Origin of the sequence: Microcystis protocystis FBCC-A270, from assembly GCF_050500235.1 — a bacterium.
GTDB lineage: Bacteria > Cyanobacteriota > Cyanobacteriia > Cyanobacteriales > Microcystaceae > Microcystis > Microcystis ichthyoblabe_A.
Genome location: NZ_CP191407.1, coordinates 3,596,621 through 3,614,187, shown reverse-complemented (window position 1 = coordinate 3,614,187; position 17,567 = coordinate 3,596,621). Strand labels below are relative to the sequence as shown.

Here is a 17,567-nt window from a genome sequence, read left to right as displayed (position 1 = left end):
AGAATTAGTAACCGCAAACACGCACCCTACCAGATCGGCGTACTACTACGCAGTGCCTTCGGCATCGCACTTCTATCAATTGCCGATTTCTTTCTTCTCTCATTTGATGAATAATTTCAGTAACATCGGTTTCAAATGGGTTTCCCTGACGACGTTCATAAATGGCTTTTCGAGTTGCGTCAATTCGTTCTAATGCAATTTCCCAAGAGGGGTGATCTTTGAGTTTTTTTCCTAACAATTCCTGTTCTTCTAGGGACAAGGATTTAATTGCATTAACTAGAGATTCCACGAGTTGAATATTCATTTTTTTACATCTTTGACCAAAATTATCGGTATTTATGAAGAGTTATTATAGCCTAGCCTTTGAATTATAACAAAGAGACGCAAACTCCGTTATTTACGTCCCCAATTCATCATCAATCAAGGTTTACCGCTTGGATAAGTACCTAAGCAAAATTAGTTAGATATTTCGATAAAGCTTTTGCCTTTTGTCTCTTGCCTCTTGCCTATCTTCACTAGGAAATTTATTTTGCAAGACTACTTAACCGAGAAATAACCCGTTTAAAGTCATATCCCCCCGTCAGGAAAATTAACCCGACTTTTTTAACAATTGTCGGCAAAATTTTGCTTGCTTTTTTCACGGCTTTTTGCCATAATATTTTTATAAGACTTTATATATAATGCAGTCTTGGAGTCTAGTAAAAAACGCAAAGATTCTCATTATAAGAAAAGTATAACCGAAGCCGCCGCCCAAGTCAAGGGATCACTCCTCTTTTTTTTCAGAAGTTTTCCAAGAAAAAAATCAAAGAGGCGGCCGGAGATATTCGGTTTTTCTTCACTTTTTGGGCGAAAAAAACCCTTTTAGGATGCCTATAATAGGAGATAGAAAGGGTTAAAAATTAAAAAAAAATGGCGGAGAGAGTCCAGAAAATCCTTGCCCAGTGGGGGATTGCCTCCCGAAGAAGGGCGGAGGAGATGATTGTGGCCAGACGAGTCAGACGGAATGGCAAAATCGTGCAGTTAGGAGAAAAAGCCGACCCGGAAAAAGATCACCTAGAGATAGACGGAAAAAAAATTGAACCGGCCAATCGTCCCAAAAGATTGTATATACTGGTCAACAAACCCATTGGCGTGGTTTCTACCTGTAAAGATCCACAAAACCGGCCGACGGTGATTGACCTTTTGCCCGACTCCCTCGCCAGCGAGACGGGGTTACATCCCGTAGGAAGGTTGGACATCAACACCACTGGGGCTTTACTCCTCACCAACGACGGTCAACTCACCCTCACCCTCACCCATCCCCGTTATCATTTGCCCAAAACCTATCGGGTTTGGCTAGATGGTGCGATTGATACACTTGCTCTCCAGCGTTGGCGAGAAGGTATCCTCTTAGAGGGAAAAAAAACCTTACCCGCACAGGTTGAGATACTCAAGCAAACCGACCAAAAAACCCTACTAGAAGTTATTTTAGTGGAAGGAAGAAATCGGCAGATTCGCTCTGTAGCTGAAGAATTAGGTTATCACGTCCTGAAACTTCATCGCAGTGCCATCGGTCCTATTAAACTAAACTCTGGTAATAATTCCCCCTTACCCTTGGGTCATTACCGTTTTTTAACCCTTGATGAACTGAAATATTTAAAAAACCAGATTAACTAAGCTGAAAGTCAGCCCCTAATAGCGATATGTTTCGCCTTCTCCAATCACAACTTGATCCCCAGCATAAACAACGAACCAAATTACTGGAAATCGGCGTTTATTTGCAAAAAAATCGCCTAGAACAGTCCCTTTCTCTCGAGGAAATTGCCCAGAAAACCCTAATCCCGCGCCATCGCCTAGAAGCACTGGAAGCGGGGAATCTTGAGGCATTGCCCGAACCGATTTATATTCGTTGGTTAATCAAACAATTTGCCGATAGTCTGTCCCTGGATGGTGAGACGATTAGCCGGCGTTTTCCCACCAAGGTCAATAACTTTTTCAGGGGAACAAAACCATCTTTATCGCTGCCGAGTCTTCAAATTCGCCCGATTCATCTCTATTTTCTCTATTTAATCTTAGTTATTGGTTCCGTACAAACCCTATCCCACGTCCTGCAAAAATCGGTACTGCAATCGAATCGCTTACCACCGCCTTCCTTACCACAACAGCAAATTGTCCAACCGAAAAGCAACCCCCTTCAACCAGTAGCCAACAAAACCAGCAATAATCAGCAGCTGGTGGTGGAGGTAAAACTGGAAGATGACTGCTGGATGCGGGTGGTGGTGGATGGCAAGACAGAATTTGAGGGTGTGCTGCCCCAGGGAAGCCATCGCACTTGGCAAGCAAACCGAGAATTAACCGTGAGAGCGGGTAATGCCGGCGGGGTTTACGTTGCGGTTAATAATGCCAATGCTAAACAACTGGGGCAACCGGGCAAAGTTGGGGAAGTCACCTACCGGGCAAATTGAGCTAATTTATGCAGAAGGTCTTTTCACCCCTTGATCGCCTTCAGGGAGGGTTAATCGGGGCATATATTGGGGAATCCTTGCATAATCAACCCCTAATACCAGCCTTTAACTATGAGGCTACACCGAGGACGACCCTGCTTTTGCAAGCTCTGCAATCTCAGGAAGATTTGCCCATTGCGATCGCAGCTAGGCAGCAGTCGGAATCGGCGTTATTATTTGTGCTGTTGCCGGAAATTTTAACCTGGCCTGACCATGGAGAACGTTGGCAAGCTAGATTAAATTTTTGGCTGAAAAAGGGTTTAATTTCCGAGTTAACCCGACAAGAAGCGATAATTTGGGGAGAGGCGGTAGGTATGTTATTACAGGGAAAAAGGCCTTTAAATCAGTTAATCGGGCAATTACTAACTATTAACCCCAAGAATAAGCTATTAGAGCAGATTCAGTCAGCTTTAGGGCAAAATCGTCCCCTAGAGTTCATTTTATCGGCTTGGGTGAAAGATATCTCACCTTTAGGAATTGCGATCGCAGTTTCTCTTTATACTTTTCTGCAAACGAGCGAGGATTTCGCCGTTAGCGTGCGTCGCGCTAATTCTAGTCCCTATCAACGGCAATTAACCACCACTTTAGCGGGAATTTGGGCGGGATTGTACAACGGTATCGAGGGGATTCCCCTAGCTTGGCGGCAAAATTTGCCGAAAGAGCCAGTTAAACAGCAATTAATCGATAAAGCTGGGGAAATCTATCGAATTTCTTTGGGTGTATCTCCTCATCTTGTCCTATCTCCTCATACTGCCGTCGCTTACGGGGGAACAATCCAACCCCGTCCTAGCTTAAAATTGGTCTCTCAAGATAAGTAGTCGTGCAAAATTAACTTCTTGGTTAGGATAGGCAAAAGGCAAGAGGCAAAAGGCAATAGGGAGAATAAATAATCAGTTCTTAATAACCAGATTTAGTATTACTTAGGGTTTGCTGAATAAATCTAAAAACCTTGTTGGATAATATCTTTAGGCTTTTTTGACCTCAAAAATTGCCAGTTCTTCGAGTAATCGGGGGGAAATTGGCTCTCTTATTCTTTGTCTGATCAGTTTAACTTATAAGCGATCAATCTTTGCGTCCTTTGTGTCTTTGTGGTTCGTTCCACACCCCACCAACAAGCTTTTTCAGCCAACCCTACTTAGTTTGAAAGATATTTTGTACCATTTTTTTATCCAAACCCGCGGCAATTTTATCTAATTCTGCTATTTCCCCACTGTCTAAACTCCATCCTAAAGCACCTAAATTATCCTCAGCTTGCCGAACATTTTTAGCTCCGGGGATAGGAATTGTTCCCTTACAGATACACCAATTTAAAGCAACTTGGCTAATAGTTTTATCTTTAGCTTGGGCGATAACTTCTAGGCAACTAATCAGAGGAGAAATAGCGGGAATTAATTGACCAAAAAGGAAGCGACGTAATCCAGTGGGTAAGTTTTTATTATCTCGATATTTCCCGGTTAATAAACCCAAAGCTAAGGGACTATAGGCAATAATTTTAATGCCCAATTGATCACATAGTTCCTTTAATCCTAAGTCAGTGAGAGGATAGGTAGAAAGGAGAGAATACTGTACCTGTAAACTGGTAATAGGAATGCTGCGACTGGCAAACTTTTGATAGGCAGACTTCAATCTTTTCGGTCCAAAATTGGATAAACCGACTCCTTTAACTAACCCCTTTTCCAGACAATCCCCCAATCCGTCTAATAATCCCCCCTCCTGCCATGGCGCATAATTGCCCGTTGACCAGTGCATTTGCACTAAATCCACCGGGCGGCCTAATCTGGTTGCCGAAGCTTGACAAGCTTTCACCATGGCATGACGGGTTAAACGCCAAGGATAAGGGGCGAGTTTGGTGGCAATACGGATATGATCAGCGTTATAACCGCTATATTCCCCTGTAAAGCGTCCTAATAGCTTCTCACTCTGTCCGTTGAGTTTGCCTGTCCCGTAGGAGTCTCCCGTATCAAATAGGGTGACACCCCGCTCGACGCAGAGATTAAAAACCGCTTGTAACTGGCTATCCATACTCTCATCATAACCCCAGAGAAGACGATTTCCCCAGGCCCAAGTACCGCAGCCCATGGGGGGAAGAGATAGAGTTTGATGTGTGACTGTCAAGGGATTCATGGGTTAGTTTCTCTGGGTTTTTTCTCAAGCTTTCAGCAAGATATTTTACTACTAAATCTGGTTATTAAAGACTGATTATTTATTCCCCTTTTTGACTTTTGCATGAGAAGAAAACGGGTTTCTCCGAGAAACCCGTTTTCTGTACTAAATCGACTTAGGTTTTTGTTTAACAAATAATCCCCGCAACCAATAGTAAAAACTATCGATGTAAGTAAAGATTACCGGCACAACCACCAAAGTTAACAGGGTGGAAGTGGTAAAACCACCAATAACAGCAATTGCCATCGGTGCGCGAATTTCCCCATCTGCACCTAAAGCTAAAGCAATCGGTAACATCCCGGCAATTGTGGAAACGGAGGTCATAATAATTGGTCGTAAACGAGAGACTCCCGAATCAATCATCGCCTTAAACTGCGGTTTCCCTGACTCAATGCCACTCAGGGCAAAATCTACTAACAGAATCGCATTTTTAGTGACTAATCCCATCAGCAAAACTATGCCAATTAAAGCGTATAAACCTAACTCTTTTTGGGTAATTAAAAGAGCGATTAAAGTACCACCAATCGATAAAGGAAGGGAAGTTAAAATCGCTAGGGGATAGAGAAAATTGTTATACAATAAGACCAGAATCCCATAGATAGAAATAATTGCTAAACTTAACGCCCCCAAAAAACGAGCAAAGATATCGCGCATAATACGAGCATCACCAAAGGGTTCTTCTGTCACCTCTGGGGGTAGGTTTTTCATGATTGGTAAAGTGCGAATTTGTGTCACCGCACTTCCCAAAGAAACTCCCTCTAAATTAGCTCCAATATTAATCTGACGTTGACGGTTAAAGCGTTGAATTTCCGCAGGTCCACTACCTAAGCTAATTGTCGCCACCGAGTTAAGCGGAACTAACGTCCCATTACTGCTAGGAACGCGCAAATTTTGCAGAGTTTCTATCTCGCTGCGTCCATCATTGGTAATTTTCACCCGGATGGGAATTTGTCGGTCAGCAAGGTTAAATTTAGCTAAATTAAACTCATTATCGCCGATTAAAGCTAAAGATGCAGTACGGGCGATCGCTCTGACTGAGACTCCCTGATCGGCAGCTCGGACAGGATCCGGTTGAATAATAATCTCCGGTTTAACTAAACTTACCCCAGAACTGACCTCGACAAAACCGGGTAAAGCTCGCATTTGTCGCTCTAATTTTTGGGCAGTTTGGGTTAAAATATCGCCATTTTCACTTTTTAAAATAATAGCGACATCCTTAGTGCTTCCTGCTCCCCCCTGCGCTCGAAAAGTCACTCTAGCCCCCGGTATCTTCTGGAAATCCCGACGGGTTTGTTCCTCAAATTGCCGTTGAGTTAGCGATCGCTGTTCCTTAGGAACCAAATTAACATATATTAAGCCCGTATTTATCCGTCCCGAATCTCCCGGAATAGCCAAAACATTAGCGACGGCGGGATTTTTTTGCAGTAAACTATTCACCTGATTGGCCACGGCAACAGTATCATTCAAAGTCGCACCAGGAGGCAATTCTAGGCTTATGGTACTTAATCCAGTATCCCCAGAACTAAATAACCCTTTTGGAATCAAGGGAACTAACTGTAAACTACCGATAAAAAAGGCCAAAGCCGCCAATAAAGTCAGGATTCGATGACGTAAAGCCCAAGTTAACAAACTTTTGTAGGGACGAAAACGGGGGCGCGAGGAGGGATTATTATCACCAGTTTTGAGCTTTTTCGGCTGTAGAATATAGGCACTTAACATCGGGGTGACGGTGACAGCGATCAAACTGGAAAACAAGGTAGAAACCGCCACCGTAACGCCGAAAGGTTGAAAGAATTGGCCCGGCACACCGCCCATAAAAGCAACCGGCAGGAATACCGCAATAATTGCCGCCGCACTGGCTAAAACGGCTAATCCAATCTCTTTTGAGGCATCAAAAGCCGCTTGCAGGGGTTTTTTACCCATAGCTAAATGTTGATCGATGTCCTCCACCATACACACCGCATCATCCACCAGATTACCCAAAGCTAAAGCTAACGCCAGTAGAGTCATACCGTTAAGGGTATAATTCAGGGACTGCATCACCCAAAAAGTCGGGAAAATCGACAAAGGCAGGGCCAAACCCGTGATAATCGTGGCGCGCCAATTGCCTAAAAATAGACCCACCGTGATCACCGTCATCATACAACCAATCAGGAGATCGCTAAGAAGGCTTTCGTAACTAGCACGAATTGAGTCGGCACGGGTAAAAATTAATTGAAATTTAATATCTTCTGGCAGTTTTTTCTTTAAATTCTCGATTTCTTGGCGCACTGCTGTTTCTACCGTCACCAAGGTGCTGCCAGTCCCCCGTAAAATCGAAAAACCCACCACTGGCTGCCCATCTAAGAGGGCCATTTGTCGAGGATCACTGGAACTATCGCTAACTGTCCCTAAATTGCTTAAGGGGACGCTATCACCGTTAGGTAAAGAGATTTGATAATTTCTTAAATCTTCGATCGTTTCAGCGCTGCCGAGGGTGCGGACAGTTTGTTCACTGCCGGCGATTTCCGATCGCCCTCCGGGTAAATTAATATTAAAACTACGAATTTGGTCATTAACCGCCGTGGCCGTGATACCGTAGGCGATCAGACGGCCGGGATCTAAATCTACACGCACTTCTCGATCAACTCCCCCAACGCGATCGACTCGTGCTACCCCCGGCACTCCCGTTAAAGCGCGGCCAATTTGACGATCAACTAGATCACTTAATTCGGCGATCGATCTTTTCGGGGAGGAGATGGTATAGTTCATCACCGCACCCCCAGCAAATTCTAAACGTTGGACAATTGGATCATTAGTATCTTGGGGTAAATCCTGCCGAATTTGCGCTATGGCATTACGCACATCATTGGTAGCGCGATCGCTGTTAGTGCCAAGGATAAAGTTAACGGTGGTGGTGCTGCTGCCTTCGTTGATGGTAGAAGTAATTTGATCGATATTACCCAAAGCAGCCACCGCATCCTCGACTTTTTTGGTGACTTGGGTTTCCAATTCCTCAGGACCGGCGCCGGGTTGATTAACAGTGATAATCACGGCCGGAATGTCAATATTAGGAGAGCGATCGATCCCTAATCCTAGAAAGGCAATGTATCCCATTAATGCCATAACCAGGGAGATCAGGATCGTCGGAATGGGATTTTTGATAGACCAATTAGAAATATTAAAAGCCATAATTTCAGTTATCAGTTATCAGTTATCAGTGGGTAAGTTATCAGTTACCAGATGTGAGTTTTCAGTTACCGGTTATCAGTTATCAGTTATCAGATTTGAGTTTTAAGTTTTAAGTTTTGAGTGAGCAGTATGTATTAAGTGAGCCTGATCAAATGGCAGTTTGCTACTGTCTTTTCACTGATCACTGATTACTGATTACTGTTTACTGATCACTGATTACTGATTACTGATCGCTGATTGCTGTAATTTTGTCGCCATCACCGAGATAGGCTGCCCCTTTGACCACAATGCGATCGCCCGCTTGTAAACCGGTGAGAATTTCCACGCGGTTATTGGGCATAATTTGACCTAATTGCACAGTTTTGGCGGTAACGGTGTTATCAGGTTCCACTAAATAAACTAGAGCTTGATTATCTTTTTGAGGTAAAACTGCGGTCATGGGGACGGTTAAACTATTGCTAGTATTCGTCACGATCGCACCTCGTAAAAACATCCCCGGTTTTAACCCTGTATTGTCGGTTAAATCGACTTTAACCGTTGCTTGACGGGATGCCTCATCGACGATGGGATTAATTTCGCGCACCTGTCCTGATAATTTTAAACTGCTATTAGCATCGGAAGTGATAGTAACGGGCGCTCCGACGCGGATTAAGGGCAATTGATTCTCAGGAACCCGCAATCTTAGCTCTAAACGGCCGTTTTCGATGATTTTAAAGAGAGCATTTTGACCGTTGGTGGTATCCCCGATGCGGCCATTTCTTTCGGCAATTTTGCCACTGACCGGGGAAATCAGGCGCGTCTCGTTTAATTGGGCTTTAACAATGGCTAAACGGCTTTGAGCTTCCGCTAATTGGGCTTTAGCTTGGGCGATCACCTCGGGACGATTGCCCGCTTGCAATTGTGCCAGCTGCTGCTCTGCTTCTCCTAAACGGGATTGGGTCTGTTGTACGATCGCCGCTTTGTTTCTTTCTTCGTTGAGGACTTCATCGAGACGATCCCGGGCGATCGCTCCTTCCGCTTCTAAACTTTGGTTTCTCTGGACCCGTTTTTTAGCCAAATCCCAATCCGATCGAGCTTGACTAATTTCGGCTTTTATGCGTTGAATAGTTTGTTTAGCTCCAGCGATCTCCTCTTTACGGCTCCCCGCTTGCAATTCTGCCAAACGCGCCCGGGATTGGGCGACATTTGCCTGTGCTTGGGTTAATTGCGCTTGTAGGACGGTATCATCGAGACGAGCCAAAATTTGACCTTGGCTAACGATATCACCCTCATCGACAAAGATTTCTTTGATTTGTAGTCCTGTCGCTTGGGAAAGAATCGGGATTAATTCATCGGCTGCCACGCTTCCAGTCGCTTTCAGGGTGCGGGCCACGGGAGTGGATTCTACCCTAGTGGTGGTTACTGTTTGTGCTGGTGCCTCATTTTTTGCCGCTACGGGCTGAGTATTGGGGTTTTGGGCTGTTTGGGGTCGATTAGCGAAACGAGTCGCCCCTAGGGTCAATAAAACCCCTAATCCCACACCGATAAATAAACCCTTTCCTCCCGATAGCCACGAGTTGGTTTTTGTCGGTTTTGGCGAGTATTCGGGTTTCTCTGGCTCAAGTTCGGGTTTAAATGCGATAACTTCGGGAACTAGCGAATTATCGGCTGAATGCTGGTTATTTTCTAGGGTATCTGGCCGCACGGTCTGCCCTCTCGGTAGATTCTGGATAAAATGTTAAGTTTTGTATCCATTTATAATCTAACGGAAAAAGGTCACGGGTGGGGAAAGTGAGAAAGTGGACTTGCTGTAAAAATCCCAAATTGTCCTGGTTGGTGAGGAATCAGTAGTTAGGAAACAGGAGACAGGAGAATTAAGAATGAGTAATAATCAATTAAATGGTTTATTTAGAGATTTTCTGCCAGTTAATCTGGCTCTCCCCTACTTGTGGTCATAAGAAAAAGTTATGAAAAAGTCAGAGATCCAAATTTTCTTAGCCCATGCCAGTGAGGACAAACCAGCAGTTTTGGCACTGTATAACCGCCTCAAGCAAGCGGGATATAAACCTTGGTTGGATAAAAAAGACCTGATTCCGGGGCAAATTTGGCGAGATGAAATTCCGAAAGCGATTAAAGCTAGTCAGATTTTTCTGGCCTGTCTGTCAGGGAAATCGGCTAATAAACAGGGATATATCCAACGGGAGTTGAGGATTGCACTTGATACCTTCGGAGAGATGCTACCGGGGACAATTTTTTTTATTCCCATGAGGTTAGAAGAATGCGAAATTCCTGATCTGCGAATGTCAGAAGTTGGCTTGAATCTGCGAGATATTCACCGGCTTGATTATTGGGAAGAAGACGGATTTGAGCAACTAGAAAGAGCAATTGGCTATCAGTTCAAGCTTGAACCGGAAGAGCCAAAACAACCCTTATCAGTATTTAACTTTGAGATCGTGCGAGTAAATGCGAAGGGTGAGCAAATCAAAAAAGAGTCGAAACAGTCCCAATATTTCAGGGAAGATTTGGGCAACGGCATCACCTTAGAAATGGTTGCCATTCCGGGGGGTACATTCACGATGGGAACGGAAGACGAGGAAATCGAAAGACTGGTGAAAAAATTTAACTGGCAAGGATTTAGAGCGGAAAGACCTCAACATCGAGTAACCGTTTCTTCTTTCTACATGGGACGTTATCCCATCACCCAGGCCCAGTGGAAAGCGATCGCCGCAACCGCTAAAATAGATATCGACCTGGAGACAAACCCCTCTCGCTTCAAAGGGGATGAGCTACCCGTAGAAAGAGTCAACTGGTATCAAGCAACGGAATTCTGTAAACGACTATCAAGGGAAACAAAACAGGAATACCGACTACCGAGTGAAGCGGAATGGGAATACGCTTGTCGTGCTGGAACCACCACCCCATTCTACTTTGGGGAAACCATTACCGGGGAATTGGCCAACTACAGGTCCAGCGAAACCTACGCCGGGGAAGCGAAGGGAGAATATCGACAAGAAACGACTCCCGTGGGACAGTTTCCGCCCAATGCCTTCGGACTGTACGATATGCACGGCAATGTCTGGGAATGGTGCGCCGATACTTGGCACGATAACTATGACGGTGCGCCGACGGATGGCAGTGTCTGGATAGAAAATGGGGATGATAATGGTTCTCCTCTGCGGGGCGGTTCTTGGTGCAACGATCCGGATGACTGCCGTTCTGCTTGCCGCAGCAGCAACGACCGCCGCGACGACAACAACAGCAGCAACGGTTTTCGGGTGGTGTGCGGTGCTGGGAGGACTCTGTAACCCTTTTCCCCTTTTTTTCCCTTTTTACCCTCATTCCCTATTTTTTCTTTTTCCTTTTCTTTCCCGCCCTTAGGCGGGTCGATTTTGTAGGGGCGAACTGCGTTCGCCCGCCGGCAATAATTATCCCACCGGCAATAATCGTTCCGCCGGCAATAATTGGGTTAATCAGGGGATTTGGGCGCACGCGGTGCGCCCCTACGCGTTTTGGGGGGGTTGGGTTTTTTGGGGTTTTTTGGTGGGGGTTGGGCGCACGCGGTGCCGCCCCTACGGGTTTTGGGGGGGTTGGGTTTTTTGGGGTTTTTTGGTGGGGGTTGGGCGCACGCGGTGCGCCCCTACGGGTTTTGGGGGGTTGGGTTTTTTGGGGTTTTTTGGTGGGGGTTGGGCGCACGCGGTGCGCCCCTACGGGTTTTGGGGGGGTTGGGTTTTTTGGGGTTTTTTGGTGGGGGTTGGGCGCACGCGATGCGCCCCTACGGGTTTTGGGGGGGTTTTTTGGGGGTTTCAGGAAAAATACGTCGGTGTGAATTGCGATCGCTTATGATGGGAATTGATAAGAGGTTTTGTTAGTATTGCGGGAATATATATGACCTTTGATCCTGAAAAACATCATCGTCGTTCTATTCGCCTCAGAAATTATGATTATTCCCAACCCGGAGCATATTTTGTCACTATTTGTACCTACCAAAAACAATCCTGGTTTGGAGAAATCAAAAATGGGCAAATATACCTTAATCAATTAGGAAAAATTGTCGCTGATGAATGGCTAAAAACCTGCAAAATTCGACCTAATTTTAAATTGGATGAATGAGTTATTATGCCCAATCATTTTCATGGAATTGTTATAATTAATGATTATTCTGGCGACGATCAGAGTTTGGGCGCACGCGATGCGCCTCTAGATTTGGGCGCACGCGATGCGCCCCTAGATTTGGGCGCACGCGATGCGCCTCTAGATTTGGGCGCACGCGATGCGCCCCTACAGCAGAAACCGAATTCTTTATCGTCATGTATTGCGGGGTTTAAATCGGCGGTTACTAAACGAATTAATTTGCTTCGACAGAACACAGATACTCCTATCTGGCAACGCAATTATTATGAATCAATTCTTCGAGATGAAAAGTATCTAGCAGTTGTTCGAGAATATATTATTAACAATCCCAAAAACTGGCCAAATGATCGAGATTATCTGCCAATCGATCAACAATCACAAGAATTATATTTAGATTTGTTGTTTTAAGCGAGAATATAAAACAGTAGGGGCGAACCGCGTTCGCCCAGAGCCAATAATTAGCCCACCACCAATATCGAATTAATCAAAAAATTCAATTTTGTTTATCTGTAGGGGCGAACCGCGTTCGCCCACCCCCAATTATTAACCCACCACCAATTTGTGTAAGGTTTCTAGCTTTTGATCGAAATCTTTTTCGAGATTATCTAGCTTTTGATCAACATCTTGCTGTAAGGTGTCTAGCTTTCGATCAACACTTTGAATACTATTTTTAATTTCCTTAAGGACAGATTCGAGGGAATAGGGAATGGTTTCTTCTGTCATTGCGGTTAACTCCTATCAGTCGAGAGATAATGTAATTATCGATAAAAATCCTCTTAATTCTCCACTTCATTTTTTTCGGGAAATCCCGCCTCATCTTCTAATTTATCGCTGATTTCTGGCAGTTTTAGCAATATTCCAGCGAATAACCAATAGTAAACAGAAATAGGCTCGACGGAGAGAGGATAATAGTAGGGATTATAGCTAATAAAAAGTATAAAAATCCAGATACAGAGACCCCAATGCTTTAAAGCGGGATTTTTTACTTTTAAATAGGCTTTAAAGGTGAGAATACAGAGAATTGTCACCAGTGCCATAAGAGTGATAAAACCGACGATACCGATTTCGTAGATAAGTTTAGCGTAGTAGGTTTCAATTAGTCTTATCCCATCTTCCCCCACTATATGACGAGCGCCAGTGGTAGCTGTGCCTAAACCAAAACCAAAAAGCTGTAAATATCTTAAGGCCCACTGCATTTGATTGCCTACAAAGTCAATGGGAGACGAATATAGCCAGCGACCGATAAAATTTAGCCCTCTTTCCCGAATAAAGGGAATTAACATCACCGCGAGCAGGGAAAGCATCGCCACAATTACCAATTTTAATGGTAACTTTTGCTTATTTTTGCTAGTAGCAATAAAAAGAACCAAGTAAAACAAATGTACTAGCAAAAAAGGTAATCTTTGTCCAGAAACCAGAGTCGCAAGGAAGACTAAAACTATGGCCACCCAACCAGCGACGCGCCATCTTTTTTGTGGATCACTAAAACTGGCTGCGTAACTGATGACGCTACTAGATACTAAAAACCAACCCCATTGCCAAGGATCGGAAAATGTGCCGGGGAGACGAATTAAGCCTCGATCGGGATTATACAACACCGAACCCCCGACAAAACATTGAGCTTTCAAGCTGGCTTTGGCGGTAATATCTGGATAAAATTGGGTATCGGATTTGGGGGCACTAACTTCTAGTTGATTGAAGAATTCACTATTGTGACAGATGCCTTGGAGGAGTAAAAAGTATTGAATTAGAGCTAAACTGCAACAGACTAAGATCATCACGATTAAAAGCCGATTAACCACGAATAAATCCCGTTTTTGCTCGATTAAATAGTAGCCACAGAGAACCAGGGGAATATAACCGAGGATGGTTTTTAATCCCACAATTCCCACAACAATTGATCCTTGGGGCAGATTGACAAAAAGAAAAGTTATCAAGCTGATGGCAAGTAAAATTAAAGCCGTGAGGAGAAAAGGCTTGATTTGCGGGCTTAATTGCTTAAAAGTTTTGGTTTTAATTAAAATTGCCGCTAAAGCTGGTAAATAAAAGGCATCCTTGGCGATTTTGTAGAGAGCATAGGATGGCTCTTCACCAATGAAGTTGCCCTTTACCTGAAAAACTCTCACTACGGCAAAAGTGACGGTATTACTCAGGGGAAGATAGATGAGCAGGGCTAATAATCCCAGACGGGGATGGATAAAAGAAGCAACCATGGCAGGAACTGCCAAAATACCTAATAAAGATGCTTTTTCGTCAAATAAAATCCCCAAAACTACACTAATTATTGTGGTGGCGATCACTAATATAGTTAGTGACAGGGAGTTACTCTCTTTCATGCCGCACAGCTTTAACAGGTTTAGCAGAAAGTCTAACAGATTTTTGTCAAGATTCTCATTCTCAATGGCCGAGAGTTTCCTTTTGCTTCTTACCTGTTGCTATACTTATGTAAAATTTCATTTATCTCGATCTTGACTCCGTGGCCGAAAATCTTTCTTTTCAAGACCTTTATCAAGCTGGAATCAGTGCCTTTGAGCGTGGACAATATCGTCTTAGTATCCAGCAATTAAATGCGGCTTTAGCCTTAATTTCCTTAGGATCTCGAGCAGGGGGTGAGATTCAAATTTGGTTAATTTCTGCCCATCAGGGGTTAGGAGAGGGGGAGAAAGCTAGTGAAATCTGTAGGCAACTTATTACCCATCCTATCTATCAAATTCGCGAACAGGCCAAGCGTCTGCTTTATATTATCGAAGCTCCCCGTCTCAAACGCCCAGATGAGTGGATGACGAAGATTCCCGATTTAGAGAAACTTCCCGATAGCACAGCGCAATTTAAAAAGGGAACCAATAAACAGAAAAAAGAAGAACCCCCCGCACCCATGCAGTTAGAGCAGCATAAAAATACTGTTTTTATCGGACTAGCGATCGCTATTATTCTATTGATGCTCTGGTTTTTTGCTAAAAATAGCTAAATTAGTTGACAATAAGCTTGTAATATGCTAATGCAGTTGGCTATGGCTCCTAAATGGGCGATTTCATAACCGTGGGTGTTTTGGGTGGGAAAACCTAAGCAAGCGGCCTTAGCTATATGACCGAATTTCATGGCAATGGAGGCATCGCTACCAAAACCACTAATAATGGCTAATTGCATCGGTATTCCCGCCTTTTCGGCCGCAATTCGTAATTCTTGATTTAATTGCTCATCATAGATACCGTAACCATCCTGAGACAATAACACAGGACTGCTGCCATCCTTAATCGGATATTCAGGAGCGAGGGGACAGATTTCTAGGGCAATTAAAGCATCTAAGCGGTTATTTGCGGTAAAAAATAAGGCCCCTAATGCTCCTACCTCCTCCTTAGCTGAGGCAACCAGATATATATCCACCGCAGGGTTAATTATTCTGGCCGCTAATGCCAAAAGAATCGCCACGGAAGCTTTATTATCAAGGGTATAACTGGCAATGTAGTCTTTTAGTCGCAAGGGTTGTTTTCGGTGTTTTCCCACCACGACTCGACTACCGACGCGCACCCCGCAAGCGTCTAATTCTTCTGGAGTCAATTTCGTCTCTATCCATGCGGATTCCCAGGTGACGGGAGTGTTTTCCTGCTGCACTTTTTGCGGGGATTGATGGGAAATATGACGGGAACCAAAGGAGAGAATCCCCGATCTGGTTCCTTTATCACCGATAATATCCACCACTCCCTCTCCGTAAATCCAAGGAAAAGCTCCCCCGAGTTGGCGAATTTGCAGAGTACCATCGGGATTAATTGCTTTGATAATAGCCCCAATTTCGTCTTTATGACCGGTAATAGCAATTTTTTTAGTCGAATCCCGTCCTCTAATCTTGCCGATGACATTTCCCGCTTGATCTTGCCATGTTTCTAATCCTAACTCTTGAAAGCGTTCTAGTAAAAAGCGATCGATTTCCGTTTCCATCCCACTAGGAGAATGATGGAGGACAAGAGTGGCAATAGTGTCAAAGAGGTGATCAAAATCCATATTTATCTTGATTTTGTGGGTGGAAAAAGAATTATTATCGAAACCGGAAATCGAAAAGGTTTTACAGGAACAATATTGGCACAATCATGGCCCTTGGGTGATTGCCAGTTAGCATTTAATGATTAATCAGAGGTGCGGAATTAGCCAGAAAACCGGCAACTTTCAGAGACTCTACCACCGAATTGTCATCCTCTACCCAATAGTTTTGTCCTAAACGCACAAATTGACGCTGAGTTCCCGCACCGATGGTGGCAATAACGGGAACTTTTGCCTTTTGTTTGTCTCCCGATTGCAGAATACTTTTAAGAAGATTTTGACGATTTTGGTTGACGACATCTTGCAGCGATAAATTAACCATCACCATTTTAATGGTTTCGATCGGTTCCGCATCTTCGATAATTAATTGTACCCGATCATCTCGGCGATCCACTTTTCCCCACACCATTAAAGTTGCTTCCTCCACTAATAATTTTTGCAGACGTTCGTAGCTATCGGAAAAAACCACCGCTTCCGACTGTCCCGAGGCATCTTCTAGGGTTAAAAAGGCCATGGGAGTCCCTTTTTTGGTCATAATTTTCTTGACGGCATTTAATAGGACAATGGCACTGACTTTTTTTCTGGTTTTGTGTTCTTCTAAATCAGCTAAATTGATGGGAGATAGGACTTGAGCGGCTCTTTGTAAAGCTTTTAAAGGATGTTCGGAAACATAAAAACCCAAATGTTCTTTTTCCAGTTTTAACTTTTCCTGTAGGGAAAAATCTTCTACTGCGGTGGCACTGGGAGACTGTTCAAACTCGGATTCTTGTTTATTTTCTGTGCTACCTCCTAGCATATCAAAAATATTCATTTGACCACTTTCTTTCTCTTTGGTGCGTTTTTGCGCCCAAGCAACTACTAATTCCAAATCTTCAATTAATTGATGGCGATTCGGTTGAATTTTATCAAAAGCACCGCAATAAATTAGCGTTTCTAAAGCTCTTTTGTTGATCACTCGTAAATCAACACGCTCGCAAAAATCCCCTAAGGAAGTAAACTTTCCTCCTGTTGCTTCCCGCGCTTTTAAAATAGCCTCGATCGCATTTTCGCCCAGATTTCTAACTGCGGACAAACCAAAGAGAATTTTGCGCCCAATCGGGGTAAAATGTTTTTGCGATCGATTGATGTCGGGAGGTTCGACATCGATATTCATTTTCTGACAGTTTTCTCGATACTTTTCCACCTTATCCTGATTATCGCTACTAGCAGTTAGTAACGCTGTCATATATTCCACAGGATAATTAGCTTTTAAATAAGCAGTTTGATAGGTGACGTAAGCATAAGCGGTAGAGTGAGATTTATTAAAACAATTGGAGGCAATTAACCCGTTGCCCAGCAAAAAATTATGATCTTTCTTTACACCAATATCGTAAACGGGTTTTCTTCCCAATGATTGACGACTGATAATTTTAACCATATTAGTAACTCAACTCTCCAGAGATTTTTGTAACGGGGGTAATGGAAATATGGCATTTCTTTGCCAAATCAGGCCGCCAAAGTCCCAAAAATGGCTCTCTTATTCCTTGTAACATAAGTTTAACTTATATAAGAGCGATCAATCTTTGTGTCCTTTGTGTCCTTGTGGTTCTTTCTACTAGCTCGCCA

13 protein-coding genes and 1 pseudogene are annotated in these 17,567 nt (G+C 43.8%); 6 read left to right on the top strand and 8 right to left on the bottom strand.

Going from position 1 to position 17,567, the window contains the following annotated elements:
- Positions 1 to 4: 4 nt before the first annotated feature.
- Positions 5 to 304 (bottom strand): hypothetical protein, encoded by a 300-nt coding sequence (locus tag ACQY1X_RS17550; RefSeq protein WP_430013236.1) that lies wholly within the window; start codon positions 302 to 304, stop codon positions 5 to 7.
- 605 nt (positions 305 to 909) lie between these two features.
- Here ACQY1X_RS17550 and ACQY1X_RS17545 point away from each other — a divergent pair.
- Genes ACQY1X_RS17545 through ACQY1X_RS17535 form a run of 3 tightly spaced genes read left to right on the top strand, consistent with a single transcriptional unit; the run spans position 910 to position 3,301 of the window.
- Complete coding sequence (locus tag ACQY1X_RS17545) at positions 910 to 1,656, top strand: pseudouridine synthase (RefSeq protein ID WP_002755340.1); 747 nt, start codon at positions 910 to 912, stop codon at positions 1,654 to 1,656.
- Positions 1,657 to 1,682: 26 nt separating this feature from the next.
- Positions 1,683 to 2,444: a helix-turn-helix domain-containing protein gene (locus tag ACQY1X_RS17540; RefSeq protein WP_002794969.1), complete on the top strand. Its 762-nt coding sequence runs from the start codon at positions 1,683 to 1,685 to the stop codon at positions 2,442 to 2,444.
- Positions 2,445 to 2,452: 8 nt separating this feature from the next.
- Positions 2,453 to 3,301: a hypothetical protein gene (locus ACQY1X_RS17535; protein ID WP_430014950.1), complete on the top strand. Its 849-nt coding sequence runs from the start codon at positions 2,453 to 2,455 to the stop codon at positions 3,299 to 3,301.
- Positions 3,302 to 3,614: 313 nt separating this feature from the next.
- Here the strand turns inward: ACQY1X_RS17535 and ACQY1X_RS17530 are convergent, their stop codons facing one another.
- From ACQY1X_RS17530 to ACQY1X_RS17520, 3 genes are all read right to left on the bottom strand, one after another.
- Positions 3,615 to 4,607, bottom strand: coding sequence for an aldo/keto reductase (locus ACQY1X_RS17530; RefSeq protein WP_430014949.1), 993 nt, complete (start codon positions 4,605 to 4,607; stop codon positions 3,615 to 3,617).
- 144 nt (positions 4,608 to 4,751) lie between these two features.
- Positions 4,752 to 7,817, bottom strand: a complete 3,066-nt coding sequence (locus ACQY1X_RS17525) for an efflux RND transporter permease subunit (RefSeq protein WP_430014948.1) — start codon at positions 7,815 to 7,817, stop codon at positions 4,752 to 4,754.
- Between the two features lie 223 nt (positions 7,818 to 8,040).
- Positions 8,041 to 9,501 carry an efflux RND transporter periplasmic adaptor subunit gene (locus tag ACQY1X_RS17520; RefSeq protein WP_430014947.1) on the bottom strand — a complete coding sequence of 487 codons (1,461 nt, stop codon included), beginning with the start codon at positions 9,499 to 9,501 and terminating at the stop codon, positions 8,041 to 8,043.
- 262 nt (positions 9,502 to 9,763) lie between these two features.
- Here ACQY1X_RS17520 and ACQY1X_RS17515 point away from each other — a divergent pair, with 262 nt between their 5' ends.
- Both ACQY1X_RS17515 and ACQY1X_RS17510 read left to right on the top strand, forming a co-directional pair.
- Positions 9,764 to 11,101, top strand: a complete 1,338-nt coding sequence (locus tag ACQY1X_RS17515; RefSeq protein WP_430014946.1) for an SUMF1/EgtB/PvdO family nonheme iron enzyme — start codon at positions 9,764 to 9,766, stop codon at positions 11,099 to 11,101.
- A 580-nt stretch (positions 11,102 to 11,681) separates the two neighbouring features.
- Positions 11,682 to 12,335, top strand: a pseudogene (locus ACQY1X_RS17510) (transposase).
- A gap of 135 nt (positions 12,336 to 12,470) precedes the next feature.
- Here the strand turns inward: ACQY1X_RS17510 and ACQY1X_RS17505 are convergent.
- The gene (locus ACQY1X_RS17505) at positions 12,471 to 12,650 is read right to left on the bottom strand and encodes a hypothetical protein (RefSeq protein ID WP_002736780.1); all 180 of its coding nucleotides are present in this window, start codon (positions 12,648 to 12,650) and stop codon (positions 12,471 to 12,473) included.
- Positions 12,651 to 12,703: 53 nt separating this feature from the next.
- The gene (locus ACQY1X_RS17500) at positions 12,704 to 14,263 is read right to left on the bottom strand and encodes a hypothetical protein (protein ID WP_190538182.1); all 1,560 of its coding nucleotides are present in this window, start codon (positions 14,261 to 14,263) and stop codon (positions 12,704 to 12,706) included.
- Between the two features lie 140 nt (positions 14,264 to 14,403).
- On the opposite strand from ACQY1X_RS17500, the gene ACQY1X_RS17495 reads away from it, so the two are divergent.
- Entirely contained in the window at positions 14,404 to 14,895 is a 492-nt protein-coding gene (locus ACQY1X_RS17495; RefSeq protein ID WP_002737371.1) for a hypothetical protein, read from the top strand.
- Here the strand turns inward: ACQY1X_RS17495 and ACQY1X_RS17490 are convergent.
- Positions 14,892 to 15,926, bottom strand: coding sequence for a M42 family metallopeptidase (locus tag ACQY1X_RS17490; RefSeq protein WP_430014945.1), 1,035 nt, complete (start codon positions 15,924 to 15,926; stop codon positions 14,892 to 14,894). The genes ACQY1X_RS17495 and ACQY1X_RS17490 overlap by 4 nt on opposite strands.
- A gap of 115 nt (positions 15,927 to 16,041) precedes the next feature.
- Complete coding sequence (locus tag ACQY1X_RS17485; RefSeq protein WP_430013228.1) at positions 16,042 to 17,379, bottom strand: OB-fold nucleic acid binding domain-containing protein; 1,338 nt, start codon at positions 17,377 to 17,379, stop codon at positions 16,042 to 16,044.
- Positions 17,380 to 17,567 lie beyond the last annotated feature (188 nt).

What these genes read in the sequence shown, in the direction of transcription:
- ACQY1X_RS17540 (WP_002794969.1), top strand. Translation starts at nt 1,683, where the DNA reads ATGTTTCGCCTTCTCCAATCACAACTTGATCCCCAGCATAAACAACGA.
- ACQY1X_RS17485 (WP_430013228.1), bottom strand. Translation starts at nt 17,379, where the DNA reads ATGGTTAAAATTATCAGTCGTCAATCATTGGGAAGAAAACCCGTTTAC.
- ACQY1X_RS17505 (WP_002736780.1), bottom strand. Translation starts at nt 12,650, where the DNA reads ATGACAGAAGAAACCATTCCCTATTCCCTCGAATCTGTCCTTAAGGAA.
- ACQY1X_RS17550 (WP_430013236.1), bottom strand. Translation starts at nt 304, where the DNA reads ATGAATATTCAACTCGTGGAATCTCTAGTTAATGCAATTAAATCCTTG.
- ACQY1X_RS17490 (WP_430014945.1), bottom strand. Translation starts at nt 15,926, where the DNA reads ATGGATTTTGATCACCTCTTTGACACTATTGCCACTCTTGTCCTCCAT.
- ACQY1X_RS17545 (WP_002755340.1), top strand. Translation starts at nt 910, where the DNA reads ATGGCGGAGAGAGTCCAGAAAATCCTTGCCCAGTGGGGGATTGCCTCC.
- ACQY1X_RS17525 (WP_430014948.1), bottom strand. Translation starts at nt 7,817, where the DNA reads ATGGCTTTTAATATTTCTAATTGGTCTATCAAAAATCCCATTCCGACG.
- ACQY1X_RS17515 (WP_430014946.1), top strand. Translation starts at nt 9,764, where the DNA reads ATGAAAAAGTCAGAGATCCAAATTTTCTTAGCCCATGCCAGTGAGGAC.
- ACQY1X_RS17530 (WP_430014949.1), bottom strand. Translation starts at nt 4,607, where the DNA reads ATGAATCCCTTGACAGTCACACATCAAACTCTATCTCTTCCCCCCATG.
- ACQY1X_RS17535 (WP_430014950.1), top strand. Translation starts at nt 2,453, where the DNA reads ATGCAGAAGGTCTTTTCACCCCTTGATCGCCTTCAGGGAGGGTTAATC.
- ACQY1X_RS17500 (WP_190538182.1), bottom strand. Translation starts at nt 14,263, where the DNA reads ATGAAAGAGAGTAACTCCCTGTCACTAACTATATTAGTGATCGCCACC.